Source organism: Streptomyces sp. SID13031 (genome assembly GCF_010548305.1).
Lineage (GTDB): Bacteria > Actinomycetota > Actinomycetes > Propionibacteriales > Kribbellaceae > Kribbella.
Genome location: NZ_JAAGLV010000008.1, coordinates 258,456 through 283,370, shown reverse-complemented (window position 1 = coordinate 283,370; position 24,915 = coordinate 258,456). Strand labels below are relative to the sequence as shown.

Genomic DNA, 24,915 nt, shown 5'->3' with positions numbered 1-24,915 from the left:
GAACCTCAGCCGTGCTCTGCGCGGACCAGGCTGGCCGGACGCATGTCCGTCCAGTGCTCCTCGACGTACTCGAGGCAGGCGGCGCGGGTGTCGTCGTCGTGGACGACGGTCCAGCCGTCCGGTACCGCGACAGCAGTGGGCCACAAGGAGTACTGGGCTTCGTCATTCACCAGAACTCGATAACGAGCGTCGGCGTCTTCGAACGGATTGGACACGAGAACTCCTCGTTTCGTCGTTGGCCTCAATCGTGCGTGGCACCGGCGGACCGGGCATCTTGCCCGTTGCCGGGGCCGGCGACCAGCGTGTCGATCCGGACCGCCAGGTCTTTGAGAACCGGCGACTCGACGAGCACCCGGACGGGGAACTCCACGTTCCAGGCGCGGCGGGCCGACAGCACCAACCTGACGGCGAGCATCGAGTCGCCACCGCGGTCGAAGAAGTCGTCACCACGGCCGACGCTGTCGACGCCCAGCAGCTCGGTCCACAGGCCGGCCAACCTGAGTTCGGTTTCGGTGACGAGGTCGGGCTCCATGTCCTATCCCCCTTGTCCCAGGCCGGCCGACGCCGGCAGCGCGAACCGGTGAAGGAAGTCGAGTACTGCGGCCCGCGCGTCGGCGTTGATGGCCAGCTCCGGCCGATCGCAGGAGATCCGTACGGTCTGCAGATCGGCGGCACCCAACCAGCCGGCGTCGGCCGGATGCACTCGCGAAAGCACCTGCAGGACCGGGCCCAGCGGAGACGGCTGCTCGCCGTAATGAGCCGCCACCAGGAAGGTGAGCCATTCGACGTACACGCCGACCACACCCTCCACCGGACCGCTGGCGTCGGCTCCACCCAACCCGTAGGCCTCCAGAGCCAGCCTGGCCCGTAGGCGCAGGTCCTCTGCTATCCGCTCGACCAGGACCTCGGGAGTGGCGAGCAGACCCTCGATGTCGAGCAGTGGCGGCCGCTGTGTCAACGGCGCCTTGCCTTCGACCTGTCGTACGACCTCGTGGTACTCGAGCACGATCTCGGACGGCGGAGTCTGCTGAGGGTCGAGCAACACGAGAGGCAGCGGATCGCCCAGGCCCGCGTGAAGTCTTGCCATCGCGACAGCCAGTGGCGCGGTGGCGCAGTAGGCGATCACTGCGACTGGGCGATCCAGCGGTTGCTGTGCGTAGAGCTGCTCGGCGTACGCCGAGGTCGTCAGCGCGGTCGGCAGCAGCGACGTAAGTCCTTCCGTGCAGTCGAATCCGCACTGGTCGAGCCGCATCTCACTGACGTGGGCCTCTGGCCGGCGGCCGGGATAGTCGAGGACGAGGAGCATGGTCACCCCACTACTGCCGGTCGGTGGCCTGGGGCAAGCAATCGCGCGACCGCGGCTCGATCGGCCTTGCCGCTGGCTGTCCGTGGCATCGCCGGTAGCACGGCGACGGATGGCGGGACGGAGTACGACGGAAGCTCTTCGCGCAGCGCGGCGAGCGCTGCGGCCGGATCGAACTCCACGCCGGCCGGGATCGTCACCGCAGCTCGCAGCTGACGGGAGCCGGGGCCGAGGTCGACCGGGACGCAGATGGCCTCCACCACTCCTGGCTGCTTACCCAGGCAGGCCTCGACCTCCAGTGGATTCACCCGGAACCCGCGGATCTTGACCTCGTGGTCGGTGCGGCCGAGAAAGTACATCAGTCCGTTCTCGACCTTCACCAAGTCACCGGTCCGAAAGGCCCTGGTATGCCCGTGCGCTGTCGGCTCGACCTGCACGTAGCGCTGCGCGTTCAGTTCCGGCTGGTTCAGGTATCCCAGCGACAAGGGCGACCCTGCCACGAGCAGCTCACCGACCTCCGGGTCACCGGGCTCGGCTACGTCCAACAGGATCTCGCAGCCCGGCAGCGGGACGCCGATCGGCGCCAGGGCGGGCCATGAACTGCTTCGCCCGGTCAGCGTGTGCACCGACACCGTATGCGATTCGCTCTGGCCGTAATGGTTGTTGAGACTGCACTGCGGCAAGCGGTCGAAGAAGTCCTTGATCGCCGGCGTGCAGACGAGTTGCTCTCCCGCGGTGTTGATCTCGCGCAGGACGAGGTTCCCCAGCGAGTCGAACGCCGTCGCCGCCGTGGCCAGCATGTGCAGCGCGACACAGGGCACGAACAGCCGCTCGATCCGCTCGCGTGCGAGCCAGTCCAGCAACTCGATCGGGTCCTGGCGCAGTTCCTCGGGCATGATGACGAGCGTCCCGCCGCCGCCCAGCGTACTGAGCATTTCCTGGAACCAGATATCGAAGTTCAGCGGTGCGAACTGCGCCGTCCGCAGGTTCTGGCGCAGCGAGTGATGCTGCTGCCACGACGCCATGTTGTCGATGCAGCTGTGCGGGACGGCCACCCCTTTAGGCATCCCGGTCGACCCCGACGTGTAGACGACGTAAACCGGGTCATCAGATGCGCAGGTGCAGAAGGTCAGGCCGGTCCCGGCCAGCAGGTCCGATCCGGTCCACTCCGGGATCCTGGCCCGGCGCGGGGCGGGCGTCTCCGGGTCCGGTCCTGCGTGCAGGAGAAGCTTGGCTCCGCTCTCGGCCAGCATGTAGGCCAGACGCTTGCGCGGGAGATTGCCATCGAGCGGCAGGTACGTGGCGCCCGCGCCGACGACCGCCCAGGCCGCGGCTACCAGCGCCGCGCAGCGCGGCCCGGTGACCGCGACTGTGTCACCCGCGGTGATGCCGTTCTCCCGCAGGAGATCGGTGATCTGGGCGATCCAGCCGGCGAGCTCGTAGTAGGTCAACCGGTACTCCGAGTCGGTGACGGCCAGCGCCGCCGGCCGGAGCTTGACCGAGCGCTCGAACGACTTGAGCACGCAGGGCGGCTGGGCCGTCCCTCCCCACAGTCCGGTCTCGATGATCATCGCCGGGCACCCCCCTCGAGCGCGCTGATGATCTGCCGGTCGGGCCGGACCTCTTCGATCAGCTCGTGGACCGCGCGATCGGCGTCGGACTGGGAGCGTTCGAACCGCTCGGGTGAGGTGAGATAGCCGTTGTAGAACGTCACTCCCTCGCAGAGCAACCCGAAGATCCAGATCCGGGCGGCGGACTCGCCGTTCTCCGCGATCGGATGACCACAGCCATCCACCTCGACGGACGACACCACGGTGCTGGCCGGCTTGAACCGTCGCGCTATGCCTCGCCTGGCGATCGCGCCGACGACGGCCGGATCGTCTTCCACCGAGGTGATCCGATCGGTGTAACCCCGGTAGAGCCAGTCCGCGCTGACCGTCTGGGGGACCGACAGCGCGGTGGAGGACAGCGTCCAGGTGCCGGTGTCATCGTCCCAGTCCACCAGGGGATTCGGCCCGACGGGCATCGATACCAGACCTGATCGGAGCAAGGTCAGAAGGTTGCCGGATCGCTCTTTCTCCGGCCCGATGACGAGCCGGTTGATCGCTTCCCGGTGATGGCGGTAGAACCGGTCGAGCGAGGCGTCGGTGAGGCCGCCGAACTCGATCGCGTATCTGATGATGTCGCGGAACTCGCGACAGATCTCGGTCGCCGCCTTGACCGGGCTCCCTTCGAATCCGCGCATCGCATCCGCGAGGTCGGCGGTCAGCCACGACTCGAGCGATCGCTGATAGGCCCGTCCGTCAACCTCCGCGCTCGTCGCCACGGTCCCCCGATAGACCGTCTCGGCGTCGAACTCGGCTGGCCCCGGCAGCTCGGCGAAGGTGTCCAGAACCCCTTCGGCAGCAGCGCCGCGGGCACTGAGAAGGAAAGCCTCGGCAGCTTGCTCGCCCGCTTCCTGCAGCAGCTTCGCCCGCTGATACGCCACTCGCAGTTCGAGCAGGAGCAGCGGAAGGACATCTCGGTCGAAGTCCAGTCGCGGCGTTCGGGTCCGCAACCGGTCGATCGCCGTCCGGGTCAGGGCGACGGCGTCGTACGAGACGCAGGGCGAGGGGGTGGGCCGTGCGCGGTACGGCAGACCGGATCGGGAGAACACGATGATCCGCGGCTCGCGGCCGCTCGGCAGATAGCGCTCCGGCGAGACCGTCTGGTCGAAGCTGCCGCCTCGGCCGACCGTCAGAGCGAAGATCGCGTCGGCGGCCGTCAGCCCCAGGCCCGCGACCGCGACGGTCTCGGACGGTTGGATGGACGCGAACTGCCCAGGCAACGGGTACGCCGTTGCGATCAGCCGGCTCGATGACCGGTCGCGGTCGCGGGGTGCCGGCTGCGGTCGCTGGCCGACCGTCACGAAGAGATAGTCCGCTTCGACATGGTCGCCGTTGCCGAGAGACAAGATCGCCGTATCGCCGTCCTGCTTCAGATCCACGGCGTCGGACGCGTGGTCGATCAGGCGTACGTTGTCCGGAGCGTTGGTCCGTAGGTGCTCCAGAAACCACCGCAGGTAGTCGCCGAAGACCCGTCGCGGCAGGTTGTCGGTGGGCCTGACCTGACGCCCGTCGTTTCCGACCGTGAAGCCATCGCTTGCGACTCGCAGCCCGCGCTCTCGTACCCAGTCGTAAAGGCTCGGCCCGCTCATGGCGGGCGCATGAGTCACGGACTGGGCAGCAGGAAACATCGATACCTGTGCGCAAGCGTGGTTGAGCAGCAGATAGTCCGGCTGATGACTGTCGTACTGCCGCGGCTGGGCTGGGTTGCCGTCCACCAGGTGCAGGTCGATCCTCAGCAACGGATCGACGAGGGCAGCCTGACTGATGATGCGCTCCAGGACGCTCAGCCCCCGAACGCCCATCCCGACGATCGCGACAGTGACCGAACTTCCCGGCGCGTAGTGCCCACCCATCACAGGCCTCCAAGTGAGTTACACCGCTGGCTGAAATGGGCCACAGGACCTAAATCGGCGGCCCCACAGAGAGGTTTCCAGGGCCGCTCGGCCGGGCGCACCTTCGCGATTGCGCCCCGGCCTTCCAGTCACCGGATCGGGGCTGTGGCCAGGGCAATTTCGAGGATGTAGTGACTCCGCCGCCCGCTCTAGCCTCCGGTGAGACACCACCGGTGCACGTGGTGACTAGACGGAAGTGGTGGTTCCCGATGGATGCGGAGTTCGAAACCCACGCGCACGATCCATGGACCGGCGGTGAGCTGTGACGACCGCGACAGACACGGTTGCCCTGGTGGGCATCGCCGTTACCTATCCCGAAGCACTGACCGCGGACCAGCTCTGGGACATGGTGCTCCATCAGCGGACGGCGTTCCGGGCGATCCCGGATATCCGGCTGCCGCGCTCGGAGTACTTCGATCGCGGTACGGGCGCACCTGACCTGACCTACGTCGAATCCGCGGCGCTGATCGAGGGCTGGGCCTTCGACCCGGCCGCGTTCCGGGTGCCGCAGGGCCTGTACGAGGCTGCCGACATGAGCCATTGGCTGGCCCTGGACACCGCATCGCGGCTACTGGACGGCCTGGGCACCGCCTCGGCGCCCTGGTTCCGGCCCGAGCGCACCGGAGTCGTCCTCGGCAACTCGCTGACCGGCGAGACCAGCCGGGCGAACGGCCTGCGGCTCCGCTGGCCGTTCATCGAACGTACGATGCGTTCCTCCGCCCAGGCGCTGGGCCGGCCGGTCGACGAGGAACTCCTCGCCGCAACGGCAGCGCAGTTCCGCTCGTACTTCCCGGCCCCTGGCGACGAGTCGCTGGCCGGCGCCATGGCGAACACGATCGCCGGCCGGATCTGCAACCACTTCGACCTGCACGGCACCGGCTACACCGTGGACGCGGCCTGCTCGTCGTCCCTGCTGGCCGTGATGAACGCTCGGGACGCGTTGCTCCGCGGCGATCTCGATCTGGCGATCAGCGGTGGCGTCGACATGAGTATCGATCCCTTCGAGCTGGTCGGATTCGCGCGCCTGGGTGCCCTCAGCCGTGGCGAGATGCGGGTCTACGACGCGGATCCGACCGGCTTCCTACCGGGTGAGGGCTGCGGCCTGGTCGCCTTGATGCGGACCGCCGACGCGCTCCGGCACGACCTGCCCGTGTACGCCGTCATCGCGGGCGCCGGGATGTCCAGCGACGGGGCCGGCGGACTGACCCGGCCCGCGCAGCATGGTCATGTCATGGCCGCGACCCGCGCCTACACCGAAGCCGGGCTGAGCCCGGAGACGGTCGGCATGTTCGAAGGACACGGCACCGGCACCGGCGTCGGCGATCCGATCGAGCTCGCCACCTTCCGGGAACTGCGCAAGTCGGCGACCCGTCCCGTGGCGGTGGGCAGTATCAAGGCCAACATCGGCCACACCAAGGCGGCGGCCGGCGTCGCGGGACTGATCAAGGCGGCGTTGGCCGTGCATCACCGAACGTTGCCCCCAGCAACCGGTTTCCGGCATCCGCACGCACTGATCGCCGACAGTCCGGCCCTGGAACTGCTCAAGGAGCCGGTCGCCTGGACCCAGGACCGGCTGGTGGCAGGCGTGTCCGCGATGGGCTTCGGCGGGATCAACACCCATGTCGTCCTCACCGATCACCAGCAGCGGACCCGGCGGCGCACCGCCATCCCGCTGAGCGCCCGGACCGGGCCGGACGAGATCGTCGCACTCGCGGCCACGACCTCGGCCGGGCTGCGGCAGGCGATGCGGGAGCTCGCCGACGATCTCGAAGTGTTGTCCGACGCCGAGACCCGGGACCTCGCGGTGACGCTGGCCAGGACCACCGACTTCCGCCTGCCCTATCGGTTCACCTGCACGTTCCGCAACAGGCGCGAAGCGATCGCTGCCCTGGCCGAGGGCACGACTCTGCTCGACCGGGCCGAAGAGCAGCATTCCGGCGCTGATCCCAAGCTGCTCGCCGGCCGGCAGTGCTTCGTGGGCCGCGGTACGCCGGCCCGGGTCGGACTGCTGTTCCCGGGCCAGGCAGCGCCGATGATCCAGCCAGGCACTGTCCTCGAGCAACTGGTGGATGGCGGCGATCTACTGACCGCGGCCCGGGCCGGAGCCGCACTGGCTGCGGGCCGCCCGGCCGGCAGCGAGGACACCCGGTTCGCGCAACCGTCCATCGTCGCAGCCTCGCTGCTCGGCCTGGCCTGGCTGGACACGCTCGGCATCGAGGCGCATCGCGCGGTCGGCCACAGCCTGGGCGAGATCACCGCGTTGATCTGGTCCGGCGCACTCGAACCAGCAGCCGGACTGTCCCTGGCCGAAGCCCGCGGCCGGATCATGAGTGAGTTCGGGATCGCCGGGACCTCGATGCTCTCAGTGGCCGCGGACGAGGAGACCACCGCCGAGCTGATCACGGCACTCACCGGCGAGCCCGCCTGGTCCACGATCCCGGCGACCGGCGAGCCGGCGAGCAAAGGCCCGGAGCTGGTCGTGGCCGGTACCAACTCGACGAGCCAGACGACCGTCGCCGGTCCGGTGCCGCTCCTCGCCGAGCTCGCCCAGCTCGCCCGGCGCCGCGGCGTCGGGACCCGGCGACTGCCCGTATCGCACGGTTTCCACTCCGCCGCGATGACACCGGCCGTCGCCCCGTTCCGGGAGGAACTCGCCCGGACCGAGCTGACCTCCGCGACCCATGGCGTGATCTCGACCATCACCGGCGGGCCTGTTCAGCTCGACCCTGAGGAGTTGCGCACCCAACTCGTCCGGCAACTGGTCGCTCCGGTGAGGTTCCGGGAGGCGGTGCAACAGCTCGCCGAGAACTGCCAACTGGTAGTCGAGTGCGGACCCGGGCGGATGCTCGGGCAGTTGGCCGTGGCCGACATCGGCACGCCGGTAGTGAGTATGGACGTCGGCGGCGACCCCACCGGCCTGGCTCGGGTCACCGCCGCATTGGCAGCCGGCGGACAATTGGCACACCTCGAAAGCTGGCACCGGTTTCGTAGCACCCGGCCGATCACCCGCGGCCGCGCACCGGTGCTGTTGTCGAACCCCTGCGGTCTGCTACCCGGCACCGAGCCGATCCCCCTGGTGGTGCCGCCCGCCGAGGTGGTGCCGACCGTCCAGGTAGTCCCCATCGCAGTAGCGCAGGTGGTACCGGCCTCACTACCGGACGACCTGCAGAGTCAACCAGCCGAGCCCGCGACGCTGCCGGTATCAGCTGAGCTGGACGACACTCCGGACGACGCGGTGGTGCTCGAGGTCCTGACTGAGCTCACCGGGCTGCCGGCTGACGGCCTCGCACCCGAGTTGTCACTGTCCAAGGACCTGCACCTCAACTCCCTCCAGGTCGGGCAACTGCTCGCCCGAGCTGCCGGCCGCCTCGGCCGTGCGATGCCCATGACACCGCTTGCACTGGCAGACGCGACGATCGCCGAACTGTCCGCGACACTGTCCGGCCTTCCCCAGGCCGGGGCAGGCGACGGTGACCGACTGGCCGGCGCGCTCGGCTGGACGGAGCCGTTCGAGCACCGGTGGCAGCCTGTGCCGTCTGGTACCGACGGCCGGCAACTGCGCTGGCACACCGTCGGGGCTCCCGAGATCGAGCTCGGCGGCGGCGACGAGCTGGGTCTGCTGGTCGTCCTGGATTCAGACCAGCGGCGGCAGAACGAGCTCATCGTCGAAACGCTTCGGCGAGTGGTCGCCGACGGACCGTACGAGGAAGTGGTGATCGCTCACCACGGCGACGGCGCCGGTCTGGGGCGAAGCCTGGTGGTCGAGCTGGATCAGCCACCGCGGATCGTCTGCGTCGAGACCGATCGACCGGTGACGGAATGGCTCGCCGAGGTTCCGTCGTACGGCACCTTCGCCGACCTGCGCCTGGACCGCGACGGATGGTCGGCGCGGACCACTCATCACCTGCGGACACCGGACCCGTTGCCGGTCCTGCCGCTGCTGCCGGGGGACGTCTGCCTGGTTACGGGTGGCGTCACCGGTATCACCGCGGAGTGCGCCGCCGAACTCGCCGAACGCACCGGCGCCCGGCTGCTGTTCGTCGGCCGCCGCCCGGGCGACGACGAGCAGGTCGCCCGCGCACTGGCCGGTCTCACGGCCACTGGGCTCGATGCTTGCTACCTGTCCTGCGACCTGACCGACCCGGACGCACTACCGGGGCTCTGGGCGGCCGCGGCCGAGCTCGGCCCGGTGCGCGGACTCGTTCACGGAGCAGGTCTGAACGCGCCGCAACCGCTCTCGGCGGTAACCACCGAGTCGCTGGCGGGAGCGGCATCGGTCAAGCACGTCGCCTTCGAGGCGTTGCTGTCGAGCTGTCCGGATCTGGGCGAGTTGCGACTCGTGGCCACGTTCGGCTCGATCATCGGGCGCGCCGGCCTCGCCGGGCAGACCGACTACTGCCTCGCGAACGACCGCCTCCGGGCCAGTACCGAGCGCTACGCCGAGAAGGCTGGCGACACCGTCGTCCGGCACCTGGAGTGGAGCGTCTGGTCAGCGGTCGGGATGGGCGTCGACCTCGGCGCTCTCGACTCGCTCGCCAGGTCGGGTGTTGCCGCGATCGGACCGGAGGACGGACGCCGGCTGTTCATCGCGGCACTCAGCGGAGACGGCCCGGTCACTCAGTTGCTGACCGGCCGGCTGCCCGCCGGACCGACGGTGGTGATGCCCGCCGCCGAGACACCGCCGTTGCGGTACGCGGAGACGATCCGCAGCCGGACGCCAGGTGTCGAGGTCGTGGCCGAGTCCGAGCTGAGCTGGGACACCGATCGCGCGGTGGCCGATCACCGGATCGACGAACTCGCCGTCCTGCCCACGGTGGCAAGCCTCGAAGCTGTTGCCCAGGCCGCCGGCATCGTCGCACCGGACAGCGACTGGCGACGTTTCACCGATCTGCGGCTGCACCGGCCGATCACCGTGGACGACCAGACCCACCGAACGCTGCGAGTTGCCGTCCGGGCTTCCCGATCGGCCGACGACACCGTCGACGCCGTCATCCGAGCTGACGATGACGGGTTCGGCACCGACTGCGTGACGATGACCGTCCACGCCGGAGTCAGCCCGCACTCGTCAGGAGATCCGGAGCCTCCCAGCGAGTCACCGGCCGGCGTACCGCTGCGACACCTCTACGGCCCGCTCTACTTCCATGACGGCGCCTTCCAGTGCGTGACGGCACTGCACCGGGTCGGCGCGGGACAACTCGAAGCAGAACTGGTCGGCCGGGGCGAGAAGTGGTTCTCCCGGTTCCTGCCCGGTCGACTGATGCTCGGCGATCCCGGTCTGCTCGATGCCAGCATCCACGCGCTGCAAGCGTGCTATCCAGGGCGGCGACTGCTACCAGTGAGTGCCGCGGCATTCGCGGTCCACCGGCCGCCCGGGCGAGGGCCACTACAGGTGACAGCCAAGGAGCGTAGCGATTCGGACCTGCCGGAGACCGATCTCTGCTTCGACATCGTGGCAACCGGACCCGACGGCCCTGCACTGGAGTGGACCGGGCTGGTACTGCGCAGTACCGGCCTGCTCCAGGGGCAGCACGCTGATCGGAGGCTGGCAGGCGCCCACCTGGCCCGGCGGATCCGCGAGCTCGGGTGGAGCAGCGAGCTGGACGCTGTCGTGACCTCCGCCGATGTGCCCGCAAGCGACGTACTGGCGGGATGGACAGGCGGTGACTGGGGGCACAGCCCGGCCGGCCGGTTGCAGTCCGCCGACGGCTTCGCGGCCACCAGCAGCTGCGACGGCTTGCGACTGACGATCTGGGCGCCGGACCGCCGGGTCGGCGTCGACTGGCTCGAGGTCGCTCAGGTTGATCCGCCGGCGCTCAGTCCTGGAGACCTCGACCTCGCGGGCCGGCTGTCCGGGGAGCTTGAGGAGCAGGTCGCACGGTTCGCGGTCTGGGCCGCGCGGGAGGCAATGGTGAAGGCCGGGCATCCGGTTGACGCCGAGCTGACCGCCCAGCTGGTGCAGCCGACCGAGCTGGTCCTCAGTACGCCGGACACTCGCGTGCTGGTGAGCCTGCTGCATCCTCAAGGCGGACTGCTGGTGGCCGCCGCCGCGGTCGACATCATCGCGGCGGTACGCCGATGAGTTCCCCGTATCGCTTTCTGCACAAGGTCGCCTTCGAGGAGACGAACCTGGTCGGCAACGTCTACTTCGCGCACTACGTGCGCTGGCAGGGGCATTGCCGCGAGCAGTTTCTCTACGATCACGCACCGGACGTCGTCCGGCTGCTGCAGACCGGTGAGCTGGCGATGGTGACGGTCAACGTCCAGGTCGAGTTCCTGGACGAATGCTTCGCCGGTGACGACGTCGAAATACTGATGCGGCAGGCCGAGCCGTCCCGCGGTGGACATCGGCTGACGATGGAGTTCACCTACCGCCGGCAGAACGCGGTGGTGGCCCTTGGCAAGCAAACGGTCGCCTGCATGCGCCGCGGGTCGGCAGGTGAGCCGCTGATCCCCGACGTGCCGCCGAAGGAACTACTCGAAGCGCTGGGCAGGTTCAGCTCGTGACGGTCACCACCGCCGCCGCCAGGGATCCGGCCAAGCTCCCGCGCGCGAACGACCCCCGCAACCCGGTCAGCCGGCTGACCGGGTTGCTGGACGCGGGCAGTCTCGAGCTGATCGCTCCGGACGACCTGTCCGGCATGCTCGCCGCCCGCGGAACCATCGCGGGCGTCGCCGTCATCGCGTTCTCCTCCGATGCCACCGTGATGGGTGGTGCGATGGGTGACCAGGGGTGCGAGGTCGTACTCAAGGCCTATGAGCTGGCTCGGCGAGAGCAGGTGCCGATCATCGGGTTGTGGCATTCCGGTGGCGCGCGACTGGCCGAGGGGGTGCTGAGCCTGCACGCGGTCGGCAAGGTCTTCTACGCGATGACGCAGGCATCGGGGAAGATCCCGCAGATCTCCGTGGTGCTCGGCCCGGCCGCGGGTGGTGCCGCGTACGGTCCGGCGCTGACCGACATCGTGATCCTCGCCCCGGAGGGACGGATCTTCGTCACCGGTCCGGAGGTGGTCCGCTCGGTCACCGGTGAGGACGTCGACATGCTGCGCCTCGGCGGTCCAGAGCCGCACGGGAGACGGTCCGGCGTCGTCCACATCACCACCGACACCGAAGCAGCCGCGATCGAGAAGGCCCGCCGGCTCGCGGAGCTGCTGGCGAACCAGGGGTCGGTGTCGGCCGAGGTACCGGATCTGGAGCTGTCCGGGTTCCTGCCGGAGTCGGCCAAGCGTGCGTACGACGTCCACCCACTGGTCGCCGGAGTACTCGACCAGGGCAGCCTGGCGGAGCTGCATCAGCGGTGGGCGCCGAACATCGTCACCACGCTCGGCCGCCTCGGCGGTCGCACCGTCGGCGTGATCGCCAACAACCCGCTCCGGCTCGGCGGTTGCCTGGACGCCCTGGCCGCGGACAAGGCGTCCCGGTTCGTCCGGATGTGCGACGCGTTCGGCGTACCGCTCGTCGTGCTGGTCGACGTCCCCGGATACCTGCCCGGTGTCGGGCAGGAGTGGGACGGTGTCGTACGACGCGGCGCCAAGCTGCTGCACGCGTTCGCGGAGGCCGTCGTACCGCGGGTCACGCTGGTGACCCGGAAGACGTACGGCGGGGCGTACATCGCGATGAACGCGCGCTCGCTGGGCGCGACCCGGGTGTTCGCCTGGCCGCGCGCCGAGGTGGCCGTGATGGGCTCGGTCGCGGCGGTCCGGGTCCTGCACCGGCGCAAGCTCGCGCAGATCGATCCCGAGCTCCGTCCGCAGGTCGAGGCCGAGCTCGCCGCCGAACACGAGAAGATTGCCGGCGGCATCGACCGGGCCCGCGAGATCGGCGTCGTCGACCAGATCGTCGACCCCGGCAAAACCCGCTCCGCCCTCGCCACCGCCATCGCCGCAGCCGAGGCCAACGGCCCGATGCGCGGCCGGCACGGCAACATCCCGCTCTGATCGACCGACGGCCGCTGCTCAGGCAGCGGAGCCGGCAATTTCGCCGAGCGGCTTGTCCGGCGCCGCGACGCAATGGGCCAGCAACTGGGCGAACTGGCCGGCCGCACGCGCCATCGTGGCGGCACTGTAGACCTCGGCGTCGTAGTTCCACGCGCCGGTGTAACCACCATCGCTGCTCGGCGTCAGGATCAGGTGCAGGGCGTACTTGGCGTACTGTTCAGGCACGCGGATCGTCTCCGCGGTGAGCTCGGGGAGCGAGAACGGCTCCCAGCGCATGTCATCGAGAACCAGGGACACATCGCACAGGGGCGCGCCCGGATCCAGCCCACGTCGTGACATCGCGACGATCGTGGAGTAGGGAACGGCGCGATGCTCGAGGGCGGAGAGGACCTCTGCCTTGGCCGCGTTCACGAGCATCCGGAACGTCATGTCTCGAGAGACCGCCAGCCGGATCGGATGCAGGTTGGTCAGGAAGCCGATCATGCCGTCGTCGGCGGCTGTCCCGCGCAGCGACACCGGCGTACCGAAGATCACTTCCTGCTGCTCGCCGTACTGCCACAAAAGCGCGGCCATGGCTCCCGCGAACAAGGTGAACGGAGTAGCCCGCAGTGCCCGGCCGGCGGCGCGCACCGCCTGACCGAGCTCGGGACTCACTTCAAGGAGATGGAATTCCGCGCGGTGCGGTAGCTCCTCCGACCCCGGCCGGTCCGGCGGAATCGTGCATGACCTGGGCGCAGCCTTCACTCGCTCCCGCCAGTACTCGAGGTCCTGCGGATCCAGCCCCGCGGCTCGCTGGGCGACAGCGAACTCGCCGGCCTGCATCCGCAACGGCTCCAGCTCGGCCGGCCGATCCTGTACCCGGGCCGAGTAGAAGTGCATTAGCTCCCGCTGCAGGATGTTCAGCGACCAATCGTCGAATGCGGCGTGATGGAACTGCACCACCAAGACGAACTCATCCGGAGTCAAACTGAGCAGCCAGGGTCGAATGGGCGCCTCGTTGAGGTCGAGCGGCTCGGCAACGATCCGGCTCAACTCGGCTGGAAGTGCAGCCGGGGAGCACGACAGCTGCGCCAGCTGAACGCGGCCGGCAGCGGTCACGATTTGCACCGGTTCGCCGTCGCTCTCGGTCAGCCGGCTGCGGAGCACCTCGTGCCGCGCAATGACCTGACTGATGGCCCACTCGAGTGCGCCGATGTCGAGGCGCCCGGTGAGCCGGCTGGCCCAGGCTTCCAGGTAGCGGGACGCCCCATCGAAGATGAGATCGTCAAGCCAGACCGTCTCCTGCTCGCGGCTCATTGGATAGATCCGCGGGCGGGCCGTCATCCCCTCCAGTTCGCCGCTCACGGCCGCGCCGTCGACCGGACTCGAGCGGCCGGCCGCGCACGCTGCCCGAGCTCGTGGAGTGCCGCGCGGTCGACCTTCCCATTGACTGTCAGCGGGTACTGCGCCAGGCCGCGGACGATGGAGGGGAGCATGTAGCCAGGCAGCAGCTGACGCAGTTGGGCGTGAACGCTCAGTGGATCGCCATCCGGGGGCCCTGACGGGTCCGCGTCCGCGCTGGGTACGAGATACACCAGCGCCAGCCGCTCCGGCGTGCCGTCGGGACCATTCACCGGGAAGGCGATGCAATTCCGGACGCCCGCCAGCGACCCGGCCACCGACTCGATCTCGGCGAGCTCGATCCGGTAGCCGCTCAGCTTGATCTGGCGATCACGCCGACCGCGATAGTGGAGGACACCCCCGGCATTCCACACCCCGACGTCGCCCGTCCGATAAATCCGGACCGCGACCCCGTCGAGGTCGACGGTTGGGAACTTCTCGAGGGTCAACTCCGGCTGCCCCAGGTAACCGGTCGCCAGGCCTTCACCGGCGATGCAGATCTCGCCCTCCTGCCCGGGCTCGCAGCGCTCATCACGTGCGTTGAGCAATACCACGTTCCTGCCGTGCACCGGAGTGCCGATCGGAACTCCCGCCGGCAGGTCACAGTCCGCGAGTGCCACCCGCGCGGTGGTCGTGAGCATTCCACTTTCGGCTGGTCCGTAGACGTTCCAGAGCGCGATGCCGCGATGGCGGAGCAGGAAGCCGCGCATGTGCGCCGGCGACGCCGTTTCGCCACCGGTGAACACCCGGCTCAGGCCACTGAAGCACTCCGGATCCTCGTCGACGAACAGATTGAACACCGAACCGGTCAGCCAGACCGTATCGACGCCGTACGTCATGACGATCTGGCGCAGTGTGCTCGGCAACAGGTATTTCGCCGCGATCAGCACCGCCGTGCCGCCGGTCACGAGCTGCCCCCACAGCTCAAATGCGTACATGTCCCAGGGGAGCGCCGCGGCCTGTGGCATCGCATGGCCAGGGCCGAAACCGCTGAGGTGATGGGAACCGAAGAGCCGCGCCACTGCCTGATGAGGCGTCACCACACCTTTCGGGACGCCCGTCGTGCCGGAGGTGAAGACGACCATCGCAGGCGCGTTCGGTGATACCGGCGCCGGATGAAACGATCGCGCGCGCCGGGCCGCACCGGCAATGCCGTCATCCGACGGCCGGTAACTGCCGAATCGGCCGTTCCATCCGGTGTCCGTGGTGATGACCACGGCGGGCGCGATCAGGTCGAGGATCGCTCGCCGGCGCTCGGCCGGCCAGCTCGGGTCGAGATTCGCGTACGCGGCTCCTGTCTTGAGCACGGCCAGCTGAAGCGCCACCAATTCCGGCGAGCGATCCATCAGCAACGGGACGATCTGCCCCGGCCCGACACCGCGATCCGACAGGTCGGCAGCGTAGGCACTCGCGGCCGCTTCGAGCGTTCCATAGCTGATCTTGCGGTCGCGCCAGATGAGTGCGGTCGCCTCAGGGGCGCGCGCCGCCTGCTGGGCGACAGCTGCGTGAATCAGCGACTGGACGCCGGCCAGGCTACTCATGCGCTTCGGCTGCCAGTGCGGACTCGGATTGCACCTTGCGAGCGAAGTCCGCGGCGGTGTCGTTGATGAACAGCCAGGTCGGCCGGGCCCGCCAGCCGTGCACGTGCTCGAGTCGCGCGCAGATCTTGATGGCCGCGAGGGAGGTACCGCCGAAATCGTAGAAGCTGTCGCTCCGGCCGACCCGGTCGATCCCCAGCACCTCAGCCATGATCCGGGCGACTGATTGCTCTACTTCACCGTCTGGTTCTGCAAAGTCACTGTCAACGAACTGTTCCCTGGATTCGCTCATCGAGATCCTTTGTCCCTGAGTTCGGAGCGTGCGGCTCTGACCTTCGCTGTCAGCATTGTCGAATGACGCCGGAGCCGGTGCTTCTCTCCCCTTGCGGCCCGCTGCGCGCAGCGTTCAGGTATTCGTCGACGCCACGGACGAAGGGGATGGCGAAGCAATCGCGAAGGTGCGGCAGCCGGCCCGGCTTGCGAACCTCTTGGTGGTCGCCGATGCCAAGGCAACGGGCGCGAACAGGGACGCCAACCGAGGAGAACCACGATGGAGATCACCCAAGCGCCACCCAGAGACGAACTTGTTCGTCGCGCCTGCGACCTCGTCCCGCTGTTGCGGGAGAAGGCCGTGTGGATGGACGAGAACCGGCGCATTCACGACGACGTCCTCGTGGCGCTCACCGATGCGGGAATTCTCAAGATGCGAGTCCCGGTCCGCTATGGCGGCTACGAGTCCGACATGGGAACGGTCGTGGATGTACTGGCAGAGCTCGGGCGAGGCGACGGCTCGACCGCCTGGACCGCCTCCGTGTGGTCGATCAGCACCTGGATGATGGGGTTGTTCCCCGACGAGGTGCAGGACGAGGTCTTCGCGACACCGGACGTGCGGATCAGCGGGATCCTCAGCCCCGGCGCGATGGCCGTGCCAACCGACGGCGGCTACGTCGTCAATGGCAAGTGGTCTTTCAACAGCGGCGCCCAGCAGAGCACGTGGAACACGAATGCTGCGGTGACACCGACCGGGGACGGCGGTTTCGCGCCGATCATGATCGCCGTACCGATCGCGGACCTGGAAATCGTCGATGACTGGTACACGTCGGGGCTGCGCGGCTCTGGCAGCATCACCACGATCGCCAAGGATGTCTTCGTCCCGAAGGAGCGGGTGCTGCAGATGGGACCGGTGCTGCAGGGGCAGCACCAGTCCAAGCAGAACGCGGACGCACCGATCTTCAAGGCGCCCTTCATGCCCACCGCCTGCGCCACTGTCAGCGCGCCGGCGGTCGGCCTGGCCATGGCGGCCAAGGATGCCTTCCTCGAACGGCTACCAGGCCGGAAGATCAGCTACACCGACTACGAGAGTCAGGCCGAGGCGCCGATCACCCATCTGGAGGTCGCCGAGGCGATCACCAAGATCGACGAGGTCGGGTTCCACGCCCGCCGCGCGGCGGACATGATCGACAGCAAGGGCCGGACGGACGAGACCTGGACGCTCGAGGAACGAGCTCGCGTCCGGCTCGACCTGGGCGCCGCTTGCCAGCGGGCCAAGGAAGCGGTCGACATCCTGGACGGTGCGAGCGGCGGCTCCTCCATCTACCGCGACGTCCCGATCCAGCGTATCCAGCGCGACGTTCAGGCTCTCAACCTGCACGCGATCCTGCATCCGACCACCAACCTCGAGCTCTACGGCCGGATCGTCTGCGGGCTTGACCCAAATACGCCGTACATCTAGTCAGCACGTCTGCCGAATCCTGGGACCCGTCGTCGATCATTCGTCGATCGTCTGATAGACGGCGGGCCAGAGATCGGACCACATCGGCAACGCCGGGTTGCCCGCGTGCGACCGCTGCATGAGGAAAATCGTCGTCAGGTTCTCAGCGGGATCGTTGTACCAGGCGGTGCCGTAGAGGCCTGTCCATCCGTAGCTTCCGGCGGAGAGACCGTGGTCCGTCCGGCGGGTGCGAACCGACATTCCGAAACCCCAGCCCATGGCATCGAAGTACCCTGGGAAGAAGCCTGAGACTGCCCTCTGCTCCGGGGTGAGCTGGTCGCTGGTCATCAGGGCTACCGACGGCTGCGACAGTACCCGCACCCCTTGGTGAGAACCGCCCCCGAGCATGGCCGAGGCGAAGGCGAGGTAGTCGTCTGCGGTCGACACGAGCCCGCCACTGCCTTCTTCGAACGTTGGCGGCCGGCTCCAACGCCCGTCGGGGCCGTCTTTGACGACCCGCTCACCGGTGTCGGCGTCGGCGCGATCGTAAGCCGTCGCGAACCGGCCGAGGCTGTCGCCGTCGACACTGAAGGCGGTGTCCTTCATCCCCAGCGGATCGCAGATTCGCTCGCGCAAGGCATCGCCGAAAGAGATGCCGGTGGCCCGGGCGATGAGTATGCCCGTCACATCGCCGGCCGTGTTGTACAACCAGCGCTCGCCTGGCTGGTAGACGAGTGGAAGCGCGCCCAGCCGCCGCAGCCACTCATCCGGCGGCGGCTCACCCACTGCGTCCAGCGCATCGGCGATCGGGACCGTTCCCGGCTCGGCGGGGACCATGCCGGTGCCGAGGGTGTAGGTGAGTAGATCGCGCAACGTGATCGGGCGTTTCGCGGGAGCGGTGTCGTCCAGTGGCCCGCTGGGATCGGTGAGCACGGTCATGTCCGCGAGTTCCGGAAGGAGGTCGTCGACCGGGTCATCCAGGCGCAGGACGCCGTCGTCGACGAGCGTCATCGCACACGCGGCAACGATCGGCTTCGTCATCGAGGTCAACCGGCAGATCGTGTCTGCTGCCATCGGCGTCTTCGACCCTGGCCCCTCGAACGCCAGACTGCCCACTGCTTCGACGTGCACCTGGCCGTCGCGGGCCAGTACGGCTGTCACACCTGGGACAAAGGCGGAATCAACAAGGCGCTCGAGCGATTCGCGCAGGCGAACCAACCCTTTCTGCGAGAAGCCAGTAGTACTCACGCGTCTCCTCCCGAACGGATTTGTCGCAGAGAGTATATGCCGCGTCACGCAGAAGGCCAGCCCGGTAGCCCGTCAGACGTTCAGGTATTCGTCAACGGTGCTGACAGACGGGTTGCTGAAGAACAGCTTGAGGGGAATCTCGACGCCGAACTGTGCGGTGACCTTTGCGATCAGTACCGCCGCCAGCAACGAGTGGCCGCCCAGGTCGAAGAAGTTGTCGTCGACCCCGACCCGGTCGACGTCGAGCATCTCCGCGAACAACTCGCACAGAATCTCTTCTCGCGGCGACGCGGGTTCCCGGCCACCCGGAGCGCCGAGGTCCGGGACAGGCATCCGCTGGTCATTGACGCCACCGACGACTTCCAAGCTACCGTCCGCGCGCCACCGCACCAGCTCGCCCGTGCGATACATCCGCTCCCCTACACCGAACGGGCATGCCACAAACCGGTCCGCGGTCAACCCCGGCCGATTCAGGTGCGACCGCGCCACGCCCGCACCCGCCACATACAACTCCCCCGCCACCCCCACCGGAACCGGCCGCAAGCCCTTGTCCAGCACGAATATCCGCAGCATCCGGGTGGCCCGGTCGCCCTCGGAGACGGCGGTCCCCGGCACGCCGGCCAGGGTATCGAGGATGTGCGCGGGGACAATCCGGCTGTCGTTGTTCCACTCGTGCAGAACCTGCTGCCGCTCGGCATCGGTCAGCACCTCATGGTCGCTGATCGGAAGGGACGGGTTCGCAACGGCCTGGCGCAGCATTTGGATGAGGCGTTCGGCGAGGGCTTCGACGGTCGACTCGTCGAACAGGTCGCGGGCATACTCCAGGGTGCAGTGGATACCGGCGGGCGAGCCGTCCGCGGCGTACTGCGGGTGGACGAAGAGGGTCAGGTCGAACCTGGCAGTCTCGTGGCCGAACGGCTCGGCCTCGACCTGCAGACCTGGCAGCTGCAACTGCCCGGTACCGGCGATGTCGGCTACGAGCATCACCTGGAACAACGAGTGCCGGGCCACCGAGCGCGCCGGGTTGAGGATCTCGACCAAGCGCTCGAAGGGCACATCGTGGTTGGAGTATGCGGCCAGGTCGGTCTCGCGGATGCGAGCCAGCAGCTCAGTGAAACTCGGTTCGCCGGTCAGGTCCGCGCGAAGCACGAGAGTGTTGAGGAAGAACCCGACCAGGTCGTGAACCGCCTCGTCGGAGCGGCCGGCCACCGGCGTGCCGATGGGGATGTCGGTGCCGGCTCCGCAGCGAGAAAGCAGGGCCGCCAGTCCGGCATGTAGCACCATGAACAGGGTTGAGTTGTGCTCGCGCGCCAGTGCCTGCAAGTCGCCATGGAGCGCACCGTCCAAATCCCACTCGACGTTGCCGCCGCGGTCAGTGGGATCGGCCGGCCGCTGCCGGTCATAAGGCAACGCCAGCTCCTCGGGCAGGCTGTCCAGGGCCGATGTCCAGTAGTCCACCTGGCTGGACAGGATGGTGCTCGCCTCACCGCTGTCGCCGAGCAGGCCACGCTCCCACAAGGAGTAGTCCGCGTACTGCACCGGAAGGTCGGCCCATCCCGGCCCCTGGCCACTTGCCCGAGCCTGATAGGCCTCGGCCAGATCGCGCATCAGGATTCCCATCGACCAGCCGTCGCAGGCGATGTGATAGGTCACCAGCAGCAGCACGTGCTCACGGGGGCTCAGCCGGAACAACCAGGCCCTGATCGGCAGGTCAGCAGATAGGTCGAAGACCTGTCGCTTCGCCTGGTCGAGCTGGCCGGGCAAGGACCCCGGATCCGTCTCCACCACCGTCATCGCTGGCGCCGCCTCAGTGGCGTCCACTATGTGCTGGCACGGCTGGCCGCCGACGACCGGAAAGATCGTGCGCAGCGACTCATGCCGCCCGACCACGTCGGACAGGGCCGAACGCAACGCGCTCGCATCCAGCCGGCCACGCAGCCGCCAGGCGAACGGCATGTTGTAGGCCGGACTCGGGCCGTTGAGCTGGGCCAGAAACCACAGCCGCCGCTGGGCGAACGACAACGGCAAGCTCGCCGGCCGCGACCTGGCCACCAGTGGTGGCCGCGACTTTCCAGCCTGGTCCAAGGCCTTGGCCAGCAGCGCCACGGTCGGATTCTGGAACAGTGCACGGACCGCGAGCTCCACGCCGAGCACCGACCGGATCCGGCTGATGAGCCGGATGGCCAGCAGCGAGTGGCCGCCCAAGTCGAAGAAGCTGTCGTCGACTCCCACCAGGTCGACGCCCAGCGCCTGCGCGAACAGCTCGCACAGAATCTCTTCTCGCGGCGACGCCGGCATCCGGCCGCCGACCTGGAAGCTGAAGACTGGAGCCGGCAGTGCCTGCCGGTCCAGTTTTCCGTGCGCCGTCAACGGCAACTCGGTCAGCACCACCACACCTGCCGGCACCATGTACTCGGGCAACTGCCGCGCCACCGCGTCGCGCAACGCGGCCGGGTCGGCCACCGCTCCTGCCGCCGGCACGACGTACGCCACCAGCTGACGGTCACCCGGCCGGTCCTCCCGCACGACGGCGGCCGCCTGCGCCACCGCTTCCCCGCCGGCCAGCACCGCCTCGATCTCACCGAGCTCGACCCGGAACCCGCGGATCTTCACCTGATCGTCCACCCGGCCGAGGAACTCGAGGTTCCCGTCCGCGCGCCACCGCACCAGATCGCCCGTGCGATACATCCGCTCCCCCACACCGAACGGGCACGCCACAAACCGCTCCGCGGTCAACCCCGGCCGATTCAGGTACCCCCGCGCCAGGCCCGCACCCGCCACGTACAACTCCCCCGCCGCCCCAACCGGAACCGGCCGCAGGCCCCCGTCCAGCACGAACACCCGCGTGTTCCACATCGGACGGCCGATCGGTACCGCGGCATCCGGAATCGGATCCCCCGGCTCGATGACGAAGTCGGTGCAGCCGACGGTGGCCTCGGTCGGCCCGTAGTGATTGACCAGGCCGACTGCGGGGTGATGTTGCCGTATTTCCCGCAGCTGATGGCAGGCTACGGCCTCACCACCGACCATCAGCTGTCCAGAGGGAGTACGGTTCCCCGCGGCCAGCAGCGGCAGGTGGCTGGGCGTGACCTTGAGGAACGTGAATCCGCCCTCCGCGTCGACTGCGGTGAGCTCCTCGTCGAGCGCGGCCAGGCACACTCGGCCGCCACTGGCAAGGGTGCCATAGAGTCCGGTCACGCTGAGGTCGAACGAGATCAGCGTCGGCAACAAGGTGCTGCCGGACAGATGCGGGTACTGGTGTACGCAGCGCGCGACATAGTTCACCACGCTCCCGTGCGTGATGGTCACGCCCTTGGGGTTGCCCGTGGACCCAGAGGTGTAAATGACATAGGCAGGATGAGCCGGCAGCAACGGGGCAACCCGGTCGGTGTCGGTGACCGGCCTGCCGGACAACGCCGCAATCGCGGCATCGGTGGCAGGGTCGTCAGCGACGACAACGGACACATCGGCGGCGGCCGGCAACCCGGCTTCGGTAGCCGAATCGGTGATCAGCAACACCGGACAGGCATCAGCGAGCATGAATTCGATCCGCCCAGCAGGGTAAGCCAGATCGACCGGCAGGTAGGCCGCACCGGCTTTCAGCACCCCTAGCAACGCTATGACCATCAACTCGCTGCGTGGCAACGCGATCGCAACCAGCCGTTCCGGACCGGCGCCAAGCCTCACCAGGTATCGGGCCAGCTGGTTGGCCCGCTCATCCAGCTCGCGGTACGACAGGCTGCGGCCCTCGCAGGTCACCGCCGCCGCATCGGGAGTCCGTGTCGCCTGCCTTTCCAGCAACTGGGGCAGCGTCTGCGCCGGTACCGGCCTACTGGTGTCGTTCCAGGCATACACAACCTGCTGCCACTGCGCAGCGGTCAGTGCCTCCTGCGCGCCGATCGGCTGCGACGGATTCTGTCCGTCCAAGCTCTTGGTCACGTTGATCCCGTCCCCACTCACGCCATTGCCACAAGAACGCGCCTCGGGCCCTCGAAAGGCATCCGGCCGTGGGCCACCAGCATGTTGTCGATGACGAGGAAGTCGCCTACCTGCCAGTCGAACGCGGTGGCCTCGGACCAACTGGTCTCCCGGACGACATCGAGCATCTCTCCCGGGATCGGCGCACCATCGCCGAAGGTCGCGTTCAGGGGCAGGGCGTCGGGGCCGAGTAGCTCCAGGAGATCGGCGGCCACGTCGTCACCAAGGTTCGACGGGTGGAACTGGTCGGCTTGATTGAACCAGACCTTTTCACCGGTCTCCGGGTGCGTCGCGGTGGCAGGACGGACCTGACTGGTCCACAGCGAGTCGTCATCGCGCCACTCGAAGCTGATCTGTTCGCGCGCACAATATGCTTCGACCACCTCGCGGCTGTCGCCCTCCCACACCGCCTGCCAGCTCAGGCCGAGTCCGGGCACGTCCTCTGATCGCAGATTGCGTACGTAGCAGATCTGCCGCTCCTCGAACTCGGCCACCAGGTCCGGCGGCAAGCTCGTCAGGATGCGACGGCCGTTCGCCAGTGGCGTTTGGCCACCGGACGCCGGCGCTTCGGGACAGCAGAAACACAGCCGGCGCGGCCAGCGCAACGTATAGGACAGTTCGTTGTGCAGAGAGATGGTCTGCTGCGCTGGGAACTCGGTCGATGTGTAGACGGCGTCGCCGAGCTGCCGGCGCTCCGACGACCCTTCGGTATAGCGCGATGGCTCACCGCACAGCTCCCTGACGATCTCCCGGAACTTCGCGGAGTCGGAAACGGCGAACCCGCGGAAAAGTACCGCGCCCTTACTCAGAAGGTGTGCGTTGATCTGCGCACGGCGCTCCGAAATGTAGGTCGTAAGGCTCGCGTCCGCGGTTGGCGGTGCGGTAATGATCTCGGCGAGCGTGTTCTGCCTGATGGCATGGGCGTCCTGGGCCATGTCGACCGTCCTCAGTCTGGAGTTCAGCGCCTGGCTGGGGTGCCACCCAGGCTGTCAGTTCAGAGCAGGCCCGCTGACGCATCTGGAGAAGCGCTGAAATCGCGTGCTATCTGCCCGAAATCCGCGGCCATGGAAGCGACCGTGTCATCGCTGAAAAGGTTTCGCTTGTACGCGACAGTCCCGATGCCATCGCCTGACGGATCCTTGTTCACGTCCCACAGGGCGCCGTCAGGCACCGCCGAACACAGCGACTGCGAACGTAACAAGCGGGTGATCCGGGTGAAAGTCAGTCCATCCGGCGCCAGGGTGATCGGGTTCTGGTCGGGAACGCTTTCGAACACAGCCGCGGTACCGTTGTCGGCCATCGCCGGCTCCATGAGTTGCGGTGCCTCGGCGAAGATCTGAACGGTGGGAATGTCGTACGAGTACGCGTCGAGGCAGGCTCGCCTTGTTCGCGTGAGCACGTCCTCGTAGGTCGCGCATCCGGCAAGGTTCGTTCGCAGTGGAACGAAGTTGAAGAATGACCCGACAGACTCCTCGAACCGCCTGTCGCCACGGCCGGGAGTGAAGATCGCAGTCACCAGGTCCGTGGTGCCTGTCAGTCGGTGCACGAGCAACTGGTAGGCCGCGGCGAAGACCATGAAACGAGTGGCCCGGCTTTTGCGGGCCAACCCGTCGATGGCCGAGACGACGTCGCCCGGCAGCAGGAAGTGATGCTTGGCGGTCGATTCGGGGAGGCCGGCCGAGCGCGGGAAATCTGTCGGGATGGCCGTGAATCGGGCGCCGTCCAGTTGACGGCGCCAGTATTCGCGCGCCACCCGCGAGGCTGGACCAGCATGCTCGCGTTCCCAGTCGCAGTAGTCGCGATACTGCGGTGCCACTGGCAGAGTCGGGGTACCGCGGCCAATCCTGATGGCATAGCAATTGGCCAGGTCGCGGATCATCACCCCCAGGGAAATCCCATCGGTGGCGAGGTGATGTGCCATCAGGACGAGAACCGCATCGCTGTCGTCGAACCTGGCCAGCACGGCTCGCAGGAACGGGGACACAGTCGGGCTCATCGTCTCGGTCTCGATCTCGGCCACCAGCGCCTCGGCCCGATCTGCCCGCGAGGAGCCGGGTTCCGAGGCGAAATCGCGGAGGTCGAGTCGCACCGGACCAGCCGCCAGGATCTCCTGGTACCGGCTCCCGTCCACTTCCGCGATGCGGGTGCGGAGCGCCTCATGTCGCTCCACGATGTCGAACAGCGCAGCGTGCAGCGCAGCGAGGTCTATCGAGGCACCGGTGAGGCGCCAGGCCATGACCAGGTGATTACGCGAACCGAACGGTCCGTCGTCGCCACCGGAATCGAAGAGGCTGACAAACTCCTGGTTCAGCGAGAGTGGAAAG

At 68.0% G+C, this 24,915-nt stretch carries 16 protein-coding genes; 4 read left to right on the top strand and 12 right to left on the bottom strand.

The genetic code is table 11. From position 1 onward, the window contains the following. Positions 1-5: 5 nt before the first annotated feature. Genes G3I17_RS18330 through G3I17_RS18310 form a run of 5 tightly spaced genes read right to left on the bottom strand, consistent with a single transcriptional unit; the run spans position 6 to position 4,763 of the window. Entirely contained in the window at positions 6-215 is a 210-nt protein-coding gene (locus tag G3I17_RS18330; RefSeq protein ID WP_164597786.1) for an MbtH family protein, read from the bottom strand. Positions 216-241: 26 nt separating this feature from the next. Continuing rightward, entirely contained in the window at positions 242-532 is a 291-nt protein-coding gene (locus G3I17_RS18325) for a phosphopantetheine-binding protein (RefSeq protein ID WP_164597784.1), read from the bottom strand. 3 nt (positions 533-535) lie between these two features. Continuing rightward, positions 536-1,312 (bottom strand): hypothetical protein, encoded by a 777-nt coding sequence (locus G3I17_RS18320; protein WP_164597782.1) that lies wholly within the window; start codon positions 1,310-1,312, stop codon positions 536-538. Further along, positions 1,309-2,874 carry an AMP-binding protein gene (locus G3I17_RS18315; RefSeq protein WP_164597780.1) on the bottom strand — a complete coding sequence of 522 codons (1,566 nt, stop codon included), beginning with the start codon at positions 2,872-2,874 and terminating at the stop codon, positions 1,309-1,311. The genes G3I17_RS18320 and G3I17_RS18315 overlap by 4 nt, the downstream gene beginning before the upstream one ends. Next, a complete protein-coding gene (locus tag G3I17_RS18310) occupies positions 2,871-4,763 on the bottom strand; it encodes an FAD/NAD(P)-binding protein (RefSeq protein WP_164597778.1) in 1,893 nt (630 codons plus the stop codon). Before G3I17_RS18310 ends, G3I17_RS18315 begins: the two co-directional genes overlap by 4 nt. A gap of 301 nt (positions 4,764-5,064) precedes the next feature. On the opposite strand from G3I17_RS18310, the gene G3I17_RS18305 reads away from it, so the two are divergent. Genes G3I17_RS18305 through G3I17_RS18295 form a run of 3 tightly spaced genes read left to right on the top strand, consistent with a single transcriptional unit; the run spans position 5,065 to position 12,736 of the window. Then, positions 5,065-10,881, top strand: coding sequence for a type I polyketide synthase (locus G3I17_RS18305; RefSeq protein WP_164597776.1), 5,817 nt, complete (start codon positions 5,065-5,067; stop codon positions 10,879-10,881). Beyond that, positions 10,878-11,306, top strand: a complete 429-nt coding sequence (locus G3I17_RS18300) for an acyl-CoA thioesterase (RefSeq protein ID WP_164597774.1) — start codon at positions 10,878-10,880, stop codon at positions 11,304-11,306. The genes G3I17_RS18305 and G3I17_RS18300 overlap by 4 nt, the downstream gene beginning before the upstream one ends. Further along, the gene (locus G3I17_RS18295; protein WP_164597772.1) at positions 11,303-12,736 is read left to right on the top strand and encodes a carboxyl transferase domain-containing protein; all 1,434 of its coding nucleotides are present in this window, start codon (positions 11,303-11,305) and stop codon (positions 12,734-12,736) included. The genes G3I17_RS18300 and G3I17_RS18295 overlap by 4 nt, the downstream gene beginning before the upstream one ends. Before the next feature lie 18 nt (positions 12,737-12,754). Here the strand turns inward: G3I17_RS18295 and G3I17_RS18290 are convergent, their stop codons facing one another. Genes G3I17_RS18290 through G3I17_RS18280 form a run of 3 tightly spaced genes read right to left on the bottom strand, consistent with a single transcriptional unit; the run spans position 12,755 to position 15,946 of the window. Then, a complete protein-coding gene (locus G3I17_RS18290; RefSeq protein WP_164597770.1) occupies positions 12,755-14,080 on the bottom strand; it encodes a condensation domain-containing protein in 1,326 nt (441 codons plus the stop codon). Beyond that, complete coding sequence (locus tag G3I17_RS18285; RefSeq protein WP_164597768.1) at positions 14,077-15,657, bottom strand: amino acid adenylation domain-containing protein; 1,581 nt, start codon at positions 15,655-15,657, stop codon at positions 14,077-14,079. Before G3I17_RS18285 ends, G3I17_RS18290 begins: the two co-directional genes overlap by 4 nt. Continuing rightward, positions 15,650-15,946 carry a phosphopantetheine-binding protein gene (locus G3I17_RS18280; RefSeq protein ID WP_164597767.1) on the bottom strand — a complete coding sequence of 99 codons (297 nt, stop codon included), beginning with the start codon at positions 15,944-15,946 and terminating at the stop codon, positions 15,650-15,652. The genes G3I17_RS18285 and G3I17_RS18280 overlap by 8 nt, the downstream gene beginning before the upstream one ends. Positions 15,947-16,204: 258 nt before the next feature. On the opposite strand from G3I17_RS18280, the gene G3I17_RS18275 reads away from it, so the two are divergent. After that, on the top strand, positions 16,205-17,386 hold the full coding sequence (locus G3I17_RS18275) for an acyl-CoA dehydrogenase family protein (protein ID WP_164597765.1): 1,182 nt from the start codon (positions 16,205-16,207) through the stop codon (positions 17,384-17,386). Positions 17,387-17,422: 36 nt separating this feature from the next. Here the strand turns inward: G3I17_RS18275 and G3I17_RS18270 are convergent, their stop codons facing one another. The 4 genes from G3I17_RS18270 to G3I17_RS18255 form a co-directional block, all read right to left on the bottom strand. After that, positions 17,423-18,613 carry a serine hydrolase domain-containing protein gene (locus tag G3I17_RS18270; protein ID WP_164597763.1) on the bottom strand — a complete coding sequence of 397 codons (1,191 nt, stop codon included), beginning with the start codon at positions 18,611-18,613 and terminating at the stop codon, positions 17,423-17,425. A gap of 72 nt (positions 18,614-18,685) precedes the next feature. Beyond that, a complete protein-coding gene (locus G3I17_RS18265; protein WP_164597761.1) occupies positions 18,686-22,552 on the bottom strand; it encodes a non-ribosomal peptide synthetase in 3,867 nt (1,288 codons plus the stop codon). A 17-nt stretch (positions 22,553-22,569) separates the two neighbouring features. Continuing rightward, a complete protein-coding gene (locus G3I17_RS18260) occupies positions 22,570-23,526 on the bottom strand; it encodes a TauD/TfdA family dioxygenase (RefSeq protein WP_164597759.1) in 957 nt (318 codons plus the stop codon). A 59-nt stretch (positions 23,527-23,585) separates the two neighbouring features. Beyond that, positions 23,586-24,827, bottom strand: coding sequence for a condensation domain-containing protein (locus tag G3I17_RS18255; RefSeq protein ID WP_239062679.1), 1,242 nt, complete (start codon positions 24,825-24,827; stop codon positions 23,586-23,588). Positions 24,828-24,915: the final 88 nt, after the last annotated feature.

Excerpts from the sequence above, each read along its gene's own strand:
- G3I17_RS18300 (WP_164597774.1), top strand. The coding sequence starts at position 10,878 with ATGAGTTCCCCGTATCGCTTTCTGCACAAGGTCGCCTTCGAGGAGACG.
- G3I17_RS18255 (WP_239062679.1), bottom strand. The coding sequence starts at position 24,827 with ATGGCCTGGCGCCTCACCGGTGCCTCGATAGACCTCGCTGCGCTGCAC.
- G3I17_RS18275 (WP_164597765.1), top strand. The coding sequence starts at position 16,205 with ATGGAGATCACCCAAGCGCCACCCAGAGACGAACTTGTTCGTCGCGCC.
- G3I17_RS18280 (WP_164597767.1), bottom strand. The coding sequence starts at position 15,946 with ATGAGCGAATCCAGGGAACAGTTCGTTGACAGTGACTTTGCAGAACCA.
- G3I17_RS18315 (WP_164597780.1), bottom strand. The coding sequence starts at position 2,874 with ATGATCATCGAGACCGGACTGTGGGGAGGGACGGCCCAGCCGCCCTGC.
- G3I17_RS18310 (WP_164597778.1), bottom strand. The coding sequence starts at position 4,763 with ATGGGTGGGCACTACGCGCCGGGAAGTTCGGTCACTGTCGCGATCGTC.
- G3I17_RS18260 (WP_164597759.1), bottom strand. The coding sequence starts at position 23,526 with ATGGCCCAGGACGCCCATGCCATCAGGCAGAACACGCTCGCCGAGATC.
- G3I17_RS18285 (WP_164597768.1), bottom strand. The coding sequence starts at position 15,657 with ATGAGTAGCCTGGCCGGCGTCCAGTCGCTGATTCACGCAGCTGTCGCC.
- G3I17_RS18325 (WP_164597784.1), bottom strand. The coding sequence starts at position 532 with ATGGAGCCCGACCTCGTCACCGAAACCGAACTCAGGTTGGCCGGCCTG.